The organism is Endozoicomonas euniceicola, from assembly GCF_025562755.1.
In the GTDB taxonomy this organism is placed as follows: domain Bacteria; phylum Pseudomonadota; class Gammaproteobacteria; order Pseudomonadales; family Endozoicomonadaceae; genus Endozoicomonas_A; species Endozoicomonas_A euniceicola.
In genome coordinates this window covers 1,314,145-1,331,265 of the sequence record NZ_CP103300.1, presented here as the reverse complement: position 1 = coordinate 1,331,265, position 17,121 = coordinate 1,314,145, and the positions used below count along the sequence as shown (strand labels likewise).

General features: G+C 48.1%; 9 protein-coding genes. 8 read left to right on the top strand and 1 reads right to left on the bottom strand.

What is annotated here, in order from left to right:
* The first annotated feature begins 276 nt into the window (after window positions 1-276).
* The 5 genes from lamB to glgX all read left to right on the top strand — a co-directional run bounded on the left by lamB (window position 277) and on the right by glgX (window position 11,654).
* Entirely contained in the window at window positions 277-1,581 is a 1,305-nt protein-coding gene (lamB, locus tag NX720_RS05165) for a maltoporin (protein WP_262599850.1), read from the top strand.
* A gap of 816 nt (window positions 1,582-2,397) precedes the next feature.
* Window positions 2,398-4,254, top strand: coding sequence for a hypothetical protein (locus NX720_RS05160; RefSeq protein WP_262599848.1), 1,857 nt, complete (start codon window positions 2,398-2,400; stop codon window positions 4,252-4,254).
* A 194-nt stretch (window positions 4,255-4,448) separates the two neighbouring features.
* A complete protein-coding gene (locus NX720_RS05155) occupies window positions 4,449-6,917 on the top strand; it encodes a glycogen/starch/alpha-glucan phosphorylase (protein ID WP_262599846.1) in 2,469 nt (822 codons plus the stop codon).
* A gap of 76 nt (window positions 6,918-6,993) precedes the next feature.
* The gene (glgB, locus tag NX720_RS05150) at window positions 6,994-9,246 is read left to right on the top strand and encodes a 1,4-alpha-glucan branching protein GlgB (RefSeq protein ID WP_262599845.1); all 2,253 of its coding nucleotides are present in this window, start codon (window positions 6,994-6,996) and stop codon (window positions 9,244-9,246) included.
* Between the two features lie 335 nt (window positions 9,247-9,581).
* Window positions 9,582-11,654, top strand: a complete 2,073-nt coding sequence (gene glgX / locus NX720_RS05145) for a glycogen debranching protein GlgX (RefSeq protein WP_262599844.1) — start codon at window positions 9,582-9,584, stop codon at window positions 11,652-11,654.
* Between the two features lie 70 nt (window positions 11,655-11,724).
* On the opposite strand, the gene tnpA is transcribed toward glgX, so the two are convergent.
* Window positions 11,725-12,126, bottom strand: a complete 402-nt coding sequence (tnpA, locus tag NX720_RS05140; protein ID WP_262599843.1) for an IS200/IS605 family transposase — start codon at window positions 12,124-12,126, stop codon at window positions 11,725-11,727.
* 69 nt (window positions 12,127-12,195) lie between these two features.
* Here tnpA and NX720_RS05135 point away from each other — a divergent pair, with 69 nt between their 5' ends.
* From NX720_RS05135 to pgm, 3 genes are all read left to right on the top strand, one after another.
* Window positions 12,196-13,833 (top strand): IS1634 family transposase, encoded by a 1,638-nt coding sequence (locus NX720_RS05135; protein ID WP_262599842.1) that lies wholly within the window; start codon window positions 12,196-12,198, stop codon window positions 13,831-13,833.
* A gap of 124 nt (window positions 13,834-13,957) precedes the next feature.
* Entirely contained in the window at window positions 13,958-15,130 is a 1,173-nt protein-coding gene (locus tag NX720_RS05130) for an RNA-guided endonuclease InsQ/TnpB family protein (protein ID WP_262595363.1), read from the top strand.
* A 250-nt stretch (window positions 15,131-15,380) separates the two neighbouring features.
* Window positions 15,381-17,027: a phosphoglucomutase (alpha-D-glucose-1,6-bisphosphate-dependent) gene (pgm, locus tag NX720_RS05125; protein ID WP_262599840.1), complete on the top strand. Its 1,647-nt coding sequence runs from the start codon at window positions 15,381-15,383 to the stop codon at window positions 17,025-17,027.
* Window positions 17,028-17,121 lie beyond the last annotated feature (94 nt).

The window sequence follows — 17,121 nt, the reverse complement described above, 5'->3', positions numbered from 1 at the left end:
TGTTAAAAATTGTATCTGTAAATTGTGTTTACTTGACGCTGGTCAATTAATGACAGGTTTTGATGTTGTTGTTTGTTTTTTGATCGATCTTCTCGAAACCTTTACATATTGCGCCAATTCTTTTCACTGGCAGAATGCTGACACGCTAATAACGTAATTCATTTATTAAAGGCATCTCGTGAGAGTACGGCAGCCGGGGGATTTTTTGCTGTGCGCTGATCATGACTTGCCGGATAAATACTGGACCATATGGGAGTATTCGGTTTGGCTAAAACTATGAAAGCTTTACCACTGGCGGCTGCGGTTGCAGCGGTCGTTTTTTCAGCGGGTGCTGCGGCGGCTGATGTTCAATTTTCTGGTTATGCCCGTTCCGGTCTGGGCATGACCGGCAGCGGTGGCGACCAGTGGGCATTCCAGGCTACTGGCGCTGGCTCCAAGTATCGTATGGGTAACGAAGCAGAAACCTATATGGAACTGGGTCTGGGCAGCAAGGTTTGGGAAGACGGTGATAAGTCCTTCTCATTCAACAGCCGTATGGCGTACAAAACATTCCAGAATAAAGACTGGGCAGCAATGCACAATCATAAGTGGAATGAAATGGCTCTGCGTGAAGCCTACGTTAAAGGTGATAACCTGTTTGAATCCATGCCTGGTGCCAGCTTATGGGCAGGTCAGCGCTTCTACCAGCGTCAGGATATTCACATGATCGACTTCTACTACTACGATATTTCCGGACCAGGTGCGGGTCTGGAAAATGTTGATGTCGGTTTTGGTAAGCTGAACCTGGCCTGGACTCAGAATAATGATGAGTCTGACTTCCAGACTGGTCATGGTAAATTCGTTGGCAACATGTTCGATGTTCGCCTGAACGATATCGCTGTTAACACCGATGGTTTCCTGCAGCTGGGTCTGACCTATGGTACTGCTTCTGAGAACAAAAACTCTGATGCGCTCAAGAACAAGGAAAAGAACGGCTACATGCTGACAGCTGAGCATACTCAGACTAATTTCTTTGGTGGCTTTAACAAGTTTGTGGTTCAGTATGCTACTGACGCTATGAGTACTTGGGGAATGGGCGCTAAAGGTAAGACTGAGCCACTCAACAAAGACCAGAAACAAAAACTGTTGCGGGTTATTGATCACGGTGCTTTCGATTTGCCAAACACCAACTTCAGCATGAGCTATGTTGCCATGATGAATAAACTGGAAAACGATGCTGACACTGGCCGTACCTGGTACACCGCCGGTATTCGTCCTCAGTACCACTGGAACGAGACTATGAGCACTGCGGTTGAGCTGGGCTATGATCGCGTTAAGTTCGACAAGAACGCTTCCGGTATTGACGCTGACAAGACCTATAACATGACCAAAATTACCATTGCTCAGCAGTGGTCTGCGGGTTCCAGCATCTGGGCTCGTCCAACTATCCGTGTGTTCGGTACTTATGCCAAGTGGAACGATAAGCAGGCGCTTAACGGATTCCGTAAAGATGATAAGTTTGATGATGTTGCCTACAACGAGAAATTCGGTAGCAGCAAAGACGGCTTCACCTTCGGTGTCCAGATGGAAGCCTGGTGGTAAGGAGCTGACCTGAAAAGGAGGCGCGCCTCCTTTTCAGGAACCTCTTTCAAGTCAGTGGAATTGAATTCCCGACTGGCTTTATGTGTGAGTGGCTATATAGATATTTCATGATTTGCCGGTGCTATTCAGTACCGGCTTTTTTTTACGCCATTGTTTTATCCCCGGACTTCAGTAATCATTCACAAAATAACGCAACAGGTCAGGTTTTATAGGCTAGTATTTCTGATGCTTTGATTCAGGCATTATTCATTAGATAAACCCTGATGACTCAATTTTATTTATTCTCTAAAAACATAAATTTTAAATGGGGTAAAGCTGTTGTTTGCGATTGTTTTATTGCCTGTATGTTTACTCATTTTTTCAATGAGTAGTATGGCATGGGATAAAATGGATGTTTTATGGAGAAGTGATAACGGGTATTTCCAAAATTGGCTGGATATAAAATTACAGTCAATCGTTTCTTATCCAGAAAGCAGAGATCGTTCATACAATACGCTTCCTGTTAATCCATACATTCCATTACTTTCTCAGGCAGTATCTTATTCATGCTTTATGCATTTTACGCCACAGTCGGGTGATCTGTCCGAACTTATCAATAATGTGGAAGCTCCCTGCGTCTTTTATGCGCAGCCAGGTATTTACTTTATTTCTGACACTATTCGTTTAGCCAGTCAGACACTCGTCGCTGAACTATCTGGCTTAGAAGTAAATCGCGAAACGAAGGAACGTTTTTCTTTATTCCGGTATCTATCCGGGAGGGCGAAGTATAGCCACTCTTTTGCTGTCTCATTAGAACGTAGCTCACTGGGGTATATTGTGGCTGACGGCTGGTATCAGCAGGACGAAGTTAAACTAAATAAAATAATTATTGTGCCTGTGACGGGTAGTTATCGTCGGCAAAAAGAGTGGGTTCATTTACAAAATAATAGTCAACTGTCAGATGTCATCTTTGTACACAGTGCTGTGACTGGTGGTATAGCGAATGGTGATATTGCAAAGGATAATTTTACTGGCATTGTTTCTGACTTTTCATCCAATGCGTTGGGCGAAACAGGTTACCTGGCGATGAATGACGACTGGCTTAGTTTTTTAAAGACTGAGACGGGAAACGGAGATAAGAGTGACAAAAGAAAAGGTCAGACAGGCGGTGAACCGCCCAGAAAGAAACTGAGAGGCTGGGGGTCTTTAAGGCGCACACAGGGCAATCGCTTATCAGGGGGGAGTGGAGGGAGTGGAAGGGATGACGAAGATGACGATGGCAAGAAAAATAAGCTGTCAGGTCATATGAATTCTGTATGGGGTGTTATTCCTCACCATGTAGACGGACTGGACCAACTATTAATAGTACTGAGGGCTTTGCTGGCTTATCTCTTTATACCGGGTGAAACGCCTGAAGAGTTTATTAATTGCCTGGTGCGTGTCATTGACTACTTGCGGCACTCGGTTGCTAGCGAGAGTGATGAGATATTTATGAATAATATGCTGATTCAGTTGGGAAGCCTTCTTGAGCTGAACTTAAAAAACGGCACGAACAGAGACGATCTGTTGAATCAGCTAAATAGTCATACTGAAACTATTAACGCTAACGTTTTACAACGAAGTCATGATGACCTTAAAAAAATAATAGAAAGTCTACTGGCTAATCTGGTCTGGTTAAACAACCCGGAAGGTGGTCAGATGCTTGTCAGTATTCAAAGGCTGGTTGATAACGCAGCCAGTGCTGGTATAAAACCACTGAAGGGAGCAAAAGAAACGATATATCAAAATCAGCATGATATTATTAATCTTGCAAAACTAAACCGTCAGACAAGGATAGAAAATGAACTTAAAAAAATGGGAATAACAACAAAGAGCAAGAATAATGAAGGTATACCGGTCAGTCTGCTTGAGAAATTTCTTAAACCAGAGCAAGGCCAAAAGTTTTTTACAGGCAAAGGAAGGGATATCATAAAAATTCTCTCAGAAATTCTTGGCAATGAGCAAATTGACCAGCTGTCAGACAGGCTTGTCTCAGGTCAGTGGTATCAGCTTGAAGGACAGTACGAAAGACTAGAGTTTCTGGTAATTAAGTTCCTTGAAAAGAAAGGTAATACCCGGGATTTAGTGCAAGCTTTGAATCACGTTTTAGGTGAGGGTATGAGAGAGGCTGTTAATAGAATCAAAGAGGCCGTTACTGAAATCCCGTCAGTAAATATAGACACGCTGCTTGGTCGCATGGTGATCTCTTCACCAGTCAGTCAGGACAGACCCGCGACCTCAGAAGCTTCGTCACCCGAAACCGGCAGCAACCCTTTTTTTACGCAATCTGCCAGAGACCAGGTTATCGGAGAGATAGAGCATTTTCTTTTGAATAACCGTGTGGAAAATGCCAGCTCAGAACCGTTAAATAGTCAGGCCATGGATCAGTTATCAGGCTTGTTATCAACAGAGCAGATTTTACAGTTGAATGAGCGTTTCAGGGCTGACGACCCCTGGGTTCAGCGTAGCTCTCAATATGACCCGGAAAATCTCAGCACCGTGATTCGGGCAATATTGGTGTCATCTCAGGGAGGCGGTGCGTTCCGGAAGCTGGCGGAGCTGTTATACCAGATACTCGAAAAAACCATGAAAGTAGAAGACATTGGACTTCTGCTGAGAAAACAGCTGAAAAGCTTTGATAATTCTTCAGCCTGACTGATATATATTTACGCTGTCGCTTAAGTAGGATGAAGACTCTGTAGGCTGAAATCGTTTACAAACAATTAAAGCTTTAAATACTGGTTCCCGCAAAGAATAATTTAGAACAAATGCGTAATGATCCGAAATCAGAATTATAATGAACCTCAGGTCATGCGATCACGTTTTTGAGAAACAGAGAGTGGGATGCCATGAGCGTAAACAAGACTGAGCAGTATGCTGCTAAAAAACTTGATTCCGACCAGCTGGCCGAAAGCATCAAGCGTCACTTGCAGCAATCACTGGGTGTTGACCAGGAAGAGGCCGGTCCCGCTGAATACTGGGAAGCACTGAGCCTGGTCGTTCGCGAGCTGGGTCTGGACTTAATTCGCAAAACCCGACACAAAGAGCGTGATGAAAAAGCACGTCGGGTTTACTACCTGTCTTTAGAGTTCCTCGTTGGCCGTTTGCTGGGGAACAACCTGCATAACCTGGGTATTTACCATCAGGCTGAAGAAGCCATGGCGAACCTCGGCGTCAACCTGACCGACGTTCTGGAACATGAAACCGATCCGGCCCTGGGTAATGGTGGCCTGGGTCGGCTGGCAGCCTGCTTCATGGATTCGCTGACGACTCTGGACCTGCCAGCCTTCGGTTATGGTATTAACTACCGTTTTGGTCTGTTCAAGCAGGGCTTTGCTGGTGGTAAGCAGACAGAAAGCCCGGATGCCTGGAGGGAAGAGTCCTGCCCGTGGGGTATCGAACGTCCTAAACGCAAACAACGGATAAAACTGTATGGTCGGGTAACAGAGCGGGCTGGCAAGGCAGCCTGGGAAGATACTCAGGAAATTCTGGGTATGCCCTGGGATGTGCCGGTGACCGGTTATGGTACGGATACGGTGAACACGCTGCGCCTGTGGGAGAGTCGTGCGGCAGAAGGTTTTGACCTGTCCAGTTTCGACGAAGGCCGTTATCAGGAGTCCCGGTCTGGAGAGATTCAGGCTGAAAACGTTAGCCAGGTGTTGTATCCAAACGACAACCACCCAGCCGGTAAAGAGCTGCGCCTGATTCAACAGTATTTCTTTGTCGCCTGTTCCATTGCTGACCTGATTGCCCGTTACAAGCGTGAAAACGGTGACAACTGGGATGGCTTCGCTGAAAAAGTAGCCATTCAGCTGAACGACACTCATCCGGCGATTGCTGTGCCAGAGCTGATGCGTATCCTGATGGACGAGGAAGACATTGTTTTCAGCAAGGCGCTGTCTATCTGTCGTGAGGTGTTCGCTTACACCAACCATACCCTGTTGCCGGAAGCGCTGGAAAAATGGCCGCAGAACCTGATTAATAAAGTGCTGCCTCGCCACATGCAGATCATTCACATGATCAACTACCACTTCCTGCATACGGAAGTGGAAGCCCAGTGGCCGGGTGATAACAACATGAAACGTCGCCTGTCTATTATCGAGGAGCCTGAGCGTCCCGGAGGTCAGCAGATGGTTCGTATGGCGTACCTGTCTGTTGTGGGTAGCCATAAAGTCAATGGCGTAGCGGCGCTGCACACCAGCCTGGTGAAAAGCTCGCTGTTCCCGGAATTCAATGAAATGTGGCCGGACAAGCTGGTGAACGTCACCAACGGCGTGACTCCTCGTCGCTGGGTGGATTACTGTAACCCTGAATTAGCCCTGCTGATTGATGAAACCATTGGCAAGGTCGGTGAAGTCGACTGGCGCAAAGACCTGACCAGACTGGATGCCATCAATGCCTATGCCGATGACCCTGCGTTCCAGAAAAAGTTTGCAGCCATCAAGCGCAACAACAAGGTTCGTTTTGCCGCCGAGGTGAAAGAGCTGTGCAATGTTGAAATCAGTCCGGATGCTATCTTTGATGTGCAGATCAAACGCCTGCATGAGTACAAGCGTCAGCAGCTGAACCTGCTGCACATCATGGCTCTGTACCGTCGTCTGCTGGAAAATCCGGACCTGGACGTACCACAGCGGGTGTTTATTTTTGCTGCCAAGGCTGCGCCTGGTTATAAAGTGGCTAAAACCATTATCCATGCCATTAACCGTGTTGCTGAGCGTGTAAACAACGACCGTCGTATTAAAGACAAGCTGAAGGTGGTTTTCCTGCCTAACTATCGCGTTAGCCTGGCTGAGAAAATTATCCCGGCGGCCGATGTGTCTGAGCAGATTTCTACTGCCGGTTTCGAGGCGTCTGGTACTGGTAATATGAAGTTTGCCCTGAACGGTGCCCTGACTGTGGGTACTCTGGATGGCGCTAACGTTGAGATTGCGGAAGAGGTCGGCGACGACAATATCTTTATCTTTGGTCTGACCGTAGAAGAAGTGGCTGAGCTGCGTCATCGTGGTTACAACCCCAAAGATGTCTACGACAGCAACGCGGAACTGAAAGCGGTTATTGACTGGCTGGCGTCTGGCGACCTGTGTCCTGAGGAACCTGATGCCTTCCGTCCGCTGGTGGATTCGCTGCTGGGTGGGGATTACTTCCTGACACTGGCGGATTACCAGTCTTACAGCGACGCTCAAGATAAGATTGTTGAGACCTGGAAGAAGCCGGAGCTGTGGTGGAAGACTGCCATAACCAACTCTGCCTCCATGGGTAAGTTCTCTTCTGACCGCTCCATTACGGATTACGCGAAAACCATCTGGAATATGGCGTAGTTTCCCTTCTGAGGTTTGTAGGGTCTAACGACCCTGCAAACCTTGCTCCTTTCTCTTGTTCACTTCTGTTTCTGCCATGACAAATTCTATCGAGTCTCTGCTTGAGGATCTCAAGGATGGATGTTGTTCCCGGCCATTTGATTTATTGGGTATTCATGATGTGACTACCGGGCCTCCCGGCAGCCATTCCCCCGGAAAAGGGAAAGTGGTCAGGGTCTGGAGACCCGATGCCCTGACGGTTCATCTGATTAACCTTGTCAGCGAAGAACGGGTTGGGGAAATGCGGCAGGTAGCCAGTGGTCTGTTTGTGTTGGGTCTGGATGCCAGCAGTCCACTGCGTTGTTATCGACTGGAAATCCAAAGTAAAGAACATCAGTCGTTTACCTTTATTGACCCATGGCAGTTTGGTGATCACGTATTCAATCCGGTGTTTGTTGAGCCCTATCGTTCTTATCGCTATATGGGCGCGCGGCTGGTGAATATTCCAGCAGTGCCCGGACCGGATGTTCAGGGTGTTATGTTCCGGATTTACGCACCCCATGCCCGTAGTGTGGCAGTCGTCGGCAGCTTTAATGGCTGGGATGCCCGGCTGCATCCCATGCAGGGTTGTGATGATGGGATCTGGCGACTGTTTATACCGCACGTAAGTACTGGTGATCTGTATAAGTTCGAATTAAGAAATGCCGGTGGAGAGCTGCTGCCCCATAAGTCAGACCCTTATGGTTTTTATGCGGAACAGCCACCCGGCAATGCCTCTATAGTGTATGACCAGAAGCATTATCGCTGGCAGGATCAGGACTGGCGGCATCAGGGGCAACAGCATGAGCCCATGAGTATTTATGAGGTTCATCTGGGGTCGTGGCGCAGGGAACAGGCGTTTGATGGGAGTTCTTCCGGTGGTTTTGGTAGCGAAGGGCGCTGTCTGACTTATCGGGAGTTGGCTAACGAACTGATTCCTTATGTGGTTGAGCAAGGGTTTACACATATAGAACTACTGCCGCCTATGGAGCATCCCTTCACGGGTTCCTGGGGGTATCAGCCAGTGGGTTTGTATGCGCCAACCAGCCGGTTTGGTTCACCGGATGACTTTAAGGCTCTGGTTGATCGTTGTCACCAGAGTGGACTTGGGGTGATTCTGGACTGGGTGCCTGCGCACTTTCCCTCGGACCCACACGGTCTGGGACGTTTTGATGGCACGCCTTTGTATGAATACGCTGATCCACGACGGGGCTGGCACCCTGACTGGCAGACGCATATATACGACTATGGTAAGCCAGCGGTGCGTGATTTCCTGATCAGTAATGCCCTGTTCTGGCTGGACTGTTTTCATATTGATGGTCTGCGGGTCGATGCCGTGGCCTCCATGCTTTATCTCGATTACTCCCGGTCAGAAGGTGAATGGGAGCCGAACGTCCATGGTGGCAATGAGCACCTGGAAGCGGTTGATTTTCTTAAACGACTGAATGAAACCATTTATGGGCATTATCCTGAGGCTGTCACCATTGCCGAAGAGTCTACCAGCTGGCCGGGTGTTTCAAAGCCGACTTATGAGAATGGCCTGGGGTTTGGCTACAAGTGGAATATGGGCTGGATGCACGACTCACTGGAGTATATGAAGCATGAACCCCAGTACCGGCGTTATCACCATGGGGAACTGATGTTCAGCATGGAATATCATTACTCTGAACATTTTATTCTGCCACTGTCCCATGATGAAGTGGTGCATGGTAAAGGTACGCTGTTGGGGAAAATGCCTGGAGACGACTGGCGTCGTTTTGCCAGTTTACGGGCTTACTACGGTTTTATGTTTGCCCATCCCGGCAAGAAACTACTGTTTATGGGCGCAGAAATTGGCAGCCTGACTGAGTGGAACCATGATGGTCAGCTGGACTGGCCGTTGTTAGCTGAAAAGAGTGAACGGGGCAATTACAGTCGGGGCTTGCAGCAGTTAGTCAGAGATTTGAACAGGTTGTATCGCAAGTACCCGGCTTTGCATCAGTCGGACTATGACACCCGGGGATTCTGCTGGGTTATTGGCGATGATACTGAACAGAGTGTCTATGCTTTTCTTCGTCGGGGGGGGAGTCAGCCCCCCATTCTGGTGGTCTGTAACTTTACTCCCGAAGTTCGTCATCACTACCGGGTTGGCGTGCCGAAGGTGGGGCCCTGGTATGAACTGATTAATACCGATGGTTCCTGTTATGGTGGCAGTGGCGTGATTAATGCAGGTAGTTTATCGACAGAGTTTGTCGAAGCTCATGGTTATGAACAATCGTTGGTGTTAACGTTGCCACCTCTGGCGGCAGTTTTCTTAATTCCTGATTATTGATATGCAGATAGTAAGGGGAGATGAAGCTTAGAATATACCGCTGTTGGCTGTTGGCTGTTGGCCGTTGGCTGTTGGCCGTTGGCCGTTGGCCGTTGGTCGTTGGCTGTTGGCCGTTAGCTGTTGAGCAACTAATAGCTAATAGCTAATAGCTAATAGCCAGGAGCTAAAAGCTAAAGCCCGGTATATTTCTGATTGCGACGATCCTAAACGGTCTGCCTGTGCACTTTTTTACAATGACTGAAAAAAACAAACTTCTTCCAAACGCGGCGGGTCAAACCAGCGCTGTGAGTTATGAGACGGCTCCCGGACGTCCAGAGTTGCAGGGAGCAACTTTGATGAAACAGGGTGTACAGAGTCTTTTAACGGCTTCTGCAGAACAGGCTGACGGCGTTAATTTTGCGGTGTATGCGCCTCAGGCCCAGGGGGTCGAGCTCTGCCTTTTCAACCAGAAAAATCAGGAGACTCGCTTAGCGATGCTGCCTTCAGCCATGGGAGTATGGCATCTGTTCGTTGCCAGTATCGGCGCTGGCCAATGCTATGGCTATCGCGCCGATGGGCAGTGGCACCCGGATCTCAGCCCCCGCTTTAACAATCGTAAGTTTCTGCTTGATCCTTACAGTCGTGAAGTCAGGGGAGAAGTCAGCTGGCATCCGGCACTGTTTGATTATTCTATCTCCAAATCAACCGGTGCCTGGAAAATCAGTGAGATTGACAGCGCCGGTGTTATGCCAAGAAGTGTGGTCAGGGAGCGCGAGTTTGACTGGCAGAAGGTGAGCAAGCCAGGCACCAGCCGCACCGATAGTATTATCTATGAGCTGCACGTCAAAGGTTTTTCCATACAGAATAAAGCCATTCCCGAACAGCTCCGCGGTACTTACCTGGGTTTAAGTCATCCAGCATCTGTCGCTTATCTGCAACAGCTGGGGGTGACGGCGGTTGAGTTGTTGCCTGTAACTTCCCGGGTCAGTGAAGAACGTCTGGATAACATGGGGTTGAGCAATTACTGGGGCTATAACCCGCTTTGTCTGATGGCGCCGGAACCTTCACTGGCGGTTGATGACCCGGTTACCGAGATGAAAACCATGATCAGGGAGCTCCACCGTGCGGGCATTGAAGTGATTATGGATGTGGTCTTTAACCATACCTGTGAGAGTGGTCACGGTGGCCCGAGCCTTAGTCTGCGGGGGTTGAGTGAGCGGGATTACTATCTCGTTGACGAGACCGTAGATGGCCGTGGTCATAAAAAGATCGATAGCGCCAACTATACCGGCTGTGGCAATACCATGAACTTTGATTGTCCGCAGACCCTGAAGCTGACCATGGATGCCCTGCGCAGCTGGGTCGAAGAATACCAGATTGACGGTTTCCGTTTTGATCTGGCACCCACCATGGCCCGGCAGGGACGGGTTTTCCGCAGTGACAGCGCCTTCTTTCAGGCCATTTACCAGGACCCGGTGCTGTCACAGTGCAAGATGATTGCGGAGCCCTGGGATATTGGCCCCGAAGGCTACCGCCTGGCAGGTTTCCCCCGTGAATGGCAGGAGTGGAATGACCGCTACCGTGATGGCATTCGCTCGTTCTGGCGCGGCGACGACCATCGTGTTGCTGATATTGGCTGGCGTATGGTGGGGTCTGTGGATATCTTTGGCAACCATCGACCCATCGGTAGTATTAATTACATTTGCAGTCACGACGGGTTCACGCTGAATGACCTGGTGTCGTACGAACACCGGCATAATCTTGCCAACGGTGAACACAATCGTGATGGCGATGCCCACAACTACTCCTGTAACTATGGTGTGGAAGGGCATACGACGCATTCACCGGTTCTGGCCAGACGACAGCGGGCGAAGCGTAATATGCTGGCTACTTTGATGCTGTCCAGAGGCACGCCAATGATTATGGCCGGGGACGAGTTTGGCAACACTCAGGATGGCAATAACAATGCCTACTGTCAGGATTCGAAATTGTCATGGCTTGACTGGTCCTGGCAGGAAGATGAGTCGGTCTGGATGGCAAAAGACCTGCAGGCTTTTACCGCCGGTTTAATTGCACTGCGTAAAAAACACCCATTGCTACAGAGCTATGGTGGTCGAAAAAGTATCTGCTGGATGGATCGACAGGGTGCGCTGTTAAATGAACATCAGCTGGGTCAGGTTCAAGGCGGCTGTCTTGTCCTGAAAATAATGGCATCAGAATCAGACCCGAACGCAGGGGCGCTGTACATTCTGATGAATAACGAAAAAGTTAACCGACGGTTTATTTTTGCTAACCGACATAGTCAGAATTACTGGTTCACCCTTATGGACACCGCCGGGGCTAAACCATTCACTCAGGAAGTGTTGTTAACCCGAGGCTGGCACCTTGTGGAAGGGCATAGTCTGGTGATCATTGAGGAAAGGGATTAGCAAAATCGTTGTAAACCCTCGCCCAATGCGGGCGGGGATATAAGACGGGAAGGCGCAGAGCCTTCCGCCATCAATCTGGTGTACTCTGGCTATTAACGTAGTCCTTCAGAGTCTCGATAGTTGCACCGCCAGCACTGCAAGCAAAGTAAGACCTTGACCACATTAAGCCTGCTTTGCTCTGAGCAGTAAGGTGGGTATTCAGCATTCGCAACCGTCTTGATGATGTTGATTTGAGATTATTTACCATGACACTGATAGCCAGTTTTGGTGGGTAGGTCACCAACAGGTGTACGTGATCTTTTTCGCCATCCATTTCAAGTAACTGGCATTCCAGTTTTTCACATGCACTCTCGAACGACTCCCGTAACTGCTTGATCATATAGCCATCAAAAAGCTTTCGTCTGTACTTTGTCGTGAACACCAAATGAATAACCAGCTTGGTAACGCTATGTCGTTTGCGAAGATCCGTCATTCAGCACTTAATCTGAGAATTTCCTAAAACCATCTAAAATGTAAAAAATTTTCAGACTGAGCATATGCCATGCAACCTCATCAATTTCACATTCAACGCATCGACCATACTGGGTTGGTGGCCGGTATGTGCAAAGAGCTCGGGATCGCTAACCTTCTGGATTCTCTGGTTCCCAACCAATCTGAAACCAGAAAGATTTCCTTCGGAGAAACCGTTGTCTCAATGCTGCTTAACGGACTGGGCTTCACTGCTCGCACACTCCACATGTTCCCTGAGTTTCACGCCGACAAGCCACTGGATAAACTTATTCGACCGGGTATAGAGCCGGAACATATCAACGAAAGTGTACTCGGCAGAGCCTTGGATCAAATTTTTGAACTGGGTGTAAGTGAGGTCTATTTATCACTGGCTGTCAAGGCCGTTAATGTATTGAAACTGCCGTGTAATGCTCTGAATCTTGATTCAACCAGCTTTCATGTGGACGGTCGTTATAACAGTGAGTCTGAAGTCGATGAAGAAGACCTGAACTGCATTAAAATCTGTCGTGGATACAGCAGAGATCACCGACCTGAATTAAATCAGGCGATACTGCTCCTAATGACTGAAAATCAGGCGGGTATTCCCGTATTCATGGCCGCATCCAGTGGCAATATAAACGACAACACTAATTTTAAAAAAGTCATCAGCAAGCATTTGAAATGCTACAAAGAGGCGCTGAATAATCGTTACCTGATCGGCGATGCTGCACTTTACACAACAGACAATGTACGTATATTACATCAGCAAGAGCAACAGTTTATCACCCGGGTTCCGGCTAAAATAAAAGCCGCAAGAGAGCTTGTGGACAGTGTCGCTTCTCGTGCGATGACACCGGTTGAAGGTGCCGAAGGTTATGAGAGCTGCGAAGTACTGTCCGACTATGCGGATGTATCTCAACGGTGGGTTCTGATTCGCAGTGAACAGGCTCGGAAAAGCGAACAGAAAACACTGCTCAAAAAACTGTTGAAAAAGTCAGAAAAAGAAGCGGAAGCACTGACCAGCAAGCTGGCGAAGAAACCGTTCAAGTGTGAAACGGACGCATTGCGTGCGTTCAATGAGTGGCAATCAAAAAGCAATTATTGTCAGGCAGAACCTGTAATTACGACAAAACCATGCTATACCAAAGCGGGACGTCCGGAGAAAGACAGCAAACCAGATAGCGTGGAGTATTATGTCAGCGGTCATCCTTGGGTATCTGTTGACTGTCGTGAAGTAGCAGAGGCCTCTCTGGGGTGCTTTGTGTTGGCAACAAACAATCTGGACAAGAGCCAGCTAAGTTCAGCAGAAGTGTTGAGCACTTATAAATCACAGCAGTCGGTGGAGCGTGGATTTCGGTTTCTGAAAAGCCCTGAATTTCTGGTCTCCTCGCTGTTTTTAAAGAAGCCGGAACGTATAGAAGCGTTGCTTATGGTGATGACGCTTTGTCTGTTAGTCTACGCAGCGATACAGCATCGAATCAGGCATGAATTAAAGCGTCAGAGTAGGTTCTTTCCGGATATGAAGCGAAAGCCCTATCAGAATCCGACTGCACGCTGGGTATTTTTTTGCTTTCAGGGAATTAATGTTTTATTAGTCGATGGTCATGAAAAACATGTCGTTGGCTTGCAGGAGAGGCAATTAACCATCATTTCAATTCTTGGCCGATCGTACCAAGAGATTTATTCCTGATATAGGTGCTGAATGACGGGAAGATACCCTTTAAGTAAATCTTTATTGTGTGCGCTCACTTGAAAACCTCTTTCAAATACCTGTAATATGAAGTTTATATTAATGAGCACTAAAATAACGTTCCATGCTGAGAGCCACCAAAGTACGAATCTATCCAACATCAGAGCAGGCGGAATTTCTCGACCGTCAGTTTGATGCTGTGCGGTTCGTATGGAACAAGGCCCTGGCTATTAAGGTTCATTATTACAAGGTTCGTGGGCAGAGCCTTTCTCCCAAAAAACACCTGAAGCCCTTGCTGGCAAAAGCCAAGAAAAGCCGAAAGTACTCATGGCTGAAAAACGCTGACTCTATTGCACTGCAACAGGCCACTATCAATCTGGATACGGCCTTTCAAAACTTTTTCAATCCCAAATTGCAGGCAAGATTTCCTCGCTTCAAGAAAAAGCATGGCAAGCAAAGTAGCTACCATTGTACGTCTGTCTCTGTGGGCGATAACTGGATAAAAATCCCCAAGTGCAAGCCCATAAGGGCTAAAGTGCATCGTGAAATAGTGGGTAAGGTGAAGTCTATCACCCTGAGCAGAACGCTAACCGGCAAGTATTTTGCCTCCATATTGGCTGATGATACCCAGGAACAACCAAAACAGATTGATAATCTTGAAGCTAATCAGGTTGTCGGTGTTGATATGGGGATTACTGATCTGGCTATCACCAGTACCGGCCATAAGACTGGCAATCCTCGCTTTCTGAAAAAAGCACAACGTAACCTGAAAAGAAAACAACAGGCTCTATCTCGCTGCAAGAAAGGCTCAAAAGGTAGGCACAAAGCCCGTTTATTGGTGGCAAAGGCGCATGAGCGTGTAGCCTTTGCCCGTAATGATTTTCAGCATAAGCTATCAAAACAACTCATCGACGAAAACCAAGCGGTAATTGTGGAGACACTGAAAGTTAAAAACATGCTCAAGAACAAGCGTCTTGCACGTTCTATTGCTGATGCTGGCTGGCACTCACTGATAACCAAACTCGAATACAAGGCAAAGCAGGAAGGTAAACATCTGGTGAAGATAGACCAGTGGTTTGCATCCTCTAAAACTTGCTCAGTCTGCGATTTGAAACAGGAAAAAATGCCATTGAGAATCCGATCATGGGAGTGTAGCTGTGGTGCTATCCATGACCGGGATATTAATGCAGCTCGCAATATCAAGAAGCAAGGCATATTGAAATTAAAGGCGGAAGGACTGTCCGTTTCTGCTGATGGAGGCTTGCGTAAATCCGGCAGACTGTCGGTTGCTGCCTAAGAAATCAGAAGCCTCACCCGATAGGGTGGGGAACAGTCACTTTCGATAAGTCATTGAAATTATTTAATAAAGCTGGAACTGCCTAGGTGGGATCACTTATAATAAAAAGCAATAACCGTTGGTGAATACGATAAAGCACAATGCAGGTTTTCCTGTGTTGTGATTTGTCGTGTATTTAAGGTGGTTAATGACACCTCTATGAATGCACCGCTGGCTGTCATTTTTATTGATTATCAATAAGGAACCTCTCATGCATCCGCTAGCAGGCAAAATTGCTACAGACGATATTCTGGCCAACATTCCAAGACTGGTCAGTGACTATTACACCATCAGCCCTGATCCAGCGATTTCAGCCCAGCGCGTGCAATTCGGAACCTCTGGTCATCGTGGAACATCCTCCCAGGCGACGTTCAATGAAGCGCATATTCTGGCTGTCAGTCAGGCGATTTGCGAATATCGCAGTAATCAGGGTATTACCGGTCCAATGTTTGTTGGCATGGACACCCACGCCCTGTCGGAGCCCGCATTGATCAGTGCTGTGGAAGTGTTTGCCGCCAACCAGGTGGATGTTCGCATTCATGAGGGTCGCAGTTACACTCCGACCCCGGTTATCTCCCATGCCATTGTCAGCTTCAACAGAGACAATAATGAATTGCAGGCTGATGGTGTTGTTATCACTCCGTCGCATAATCCACCAGAAGACGGAGGTTTCAAATATAACCCTCCACACGGTGGCCCAGCTGGTACAGAGATAACCAACTGGGTGCAGGATCGTGCCAATGAGTTGATTGCCCGAGGTCTGAAAGGTGTTCAACGTCTGACGTTTGCTGACGCTCTGGCATCGGATTATGTGACCGAATACGACTACGTCACGTCTTATGTTGACGATCTGGAAAATGTCGTCGATATGGAAGCGATCCGCAAAGCCGGTCTGAAAATTGGCGTAGACCCGCTGGGTGGTTCCGGCCTGTATTTCTGGGAGCCTATTGCTAAGCGTTATGGCCTGGACATTGAGCTGGTCAGCCGCAAAGTCGACCCGACATTCTCTTTCATGCATGTTGATAAAGACGGCAAGATTCGTATGGATTGCTCCTCTGCCTGTTCCATGGCGGGCCTGATCAACATGAAAGATCGTTTCGACATCGCTTTCGGTAACGATCCTGACTTTGACCGACATGGCATTGTGACGAAAACCCATGGTCTGCTGAATCCAAACCATTACCTTGCGGTTGCCATTGATTATCTGTATCGCCATCGTGAAGGTTGGTCGAAGTCCGCCCGTATTGGTAAGACACTGGTGTCCAGCAGTATTATTGGCCGTGTCGCTGAAGGTCTGGAGCGTGAAGTCTGTGAAGTGCCGGTTGGATTCAAATGGTTCGTGGACGGTTTGAACTCCGGCGATCTGGCCTTTGGTGGTGAAGAAAGTGCCGGAGCTGCATTCCTGCGTCGTGACGGTACGACCTGGTGTACAGATAAAGATGGCTTTATTCTGGCTTTGTTAGCCGCTGAAATTACAGCGGTCACGGGTAAAAATCCGGGTGAGTTATACGACGAGCTCACTGAACGGTACGGTTCTCCGGTTTACGAACGTTTGCAGGCACCGGCAGACAATGAGCAGAAAAAAATTCTGTCGGGTTTGAGTCCGGATAAGGTTAAGGCGGAAACCCTTGCAGGTGACCCCATCACGGCCAAAATCACCCATGCCTCAGGAAACGGAGCCGCTATCGGCGGGCTTAAAGTGGAAACGGCTAATGGCTGGTTTGCTGCCCGTCCTTCCGGAACTGAAGCCGTTTATAAAATTTACACGGAAAGCTTCAGGGGCAAAGAGCATCTGAAGCAGATTCAGGAAGAAGCTCAGGCCATGGTATCTGAGGTTTTCAGGAACGCTGAACAATAAAAAACCAATCAGAATTCGATAATTGAATAATAAAGTAGCCGGAAGGTTTTATTTCCAGCTACGTCCCCGCTTTGTGTCAACTCAGCGGGGAAAA

Coding starts and splice junctions, on each gene's coding strand:
- lamB (WP_262599850.1), top strand. CDS start 277: ATGAAAGCTTTACCACTGGCGGCTGCGGTTGCAGCGGTCGTTTTTTCA.
- NX720_RS05155 (WP_262599846.1), top strand. CDS start 4,449: ATGAGCGTAAACAAGACTGAGCAGTATGCTGCTAAAAAACTTGATTCC.
- glgB (WP_262599845.1), top strand. CDS start 6,994: ATGACAAATTCTATCGAGTCTCTGCTTGAGGATCTCAAGGATGGATGT.
- glgX (WP_262599844.1), top strand. CDS start 9,582: ATGAAACAGGGTGTACAGAGTCTTTTAACGGCTTCTGCAGAACAGGCT.
- tnpA (WP_262599843.1), bottom strand. CDS start 12,126: ATGACGGATCTTCGCAAACGACATAGCGTTACCAAGCTGGTTATTCAT.
- NX720_RS05135 (WP_262599842.1), top strand. CDS start 12,196: ATGCAACCTCATCAATTTCACATTCAACGCATCGACCATACTGGGTTG.
- NX720_RS05130 (WP_262595363.1), top strand. CDS start 13,958: ATGCTGAGAGCCACCAAAGTACGAATCTATCCAACATCAGAGCAGGCG.
- pgm (WP_262599840.1), top strand. CDS start 15,381: ATGCATCCGCTAGCAGGCAAAATTGCTACAGACGATATTCTGGCCAAC.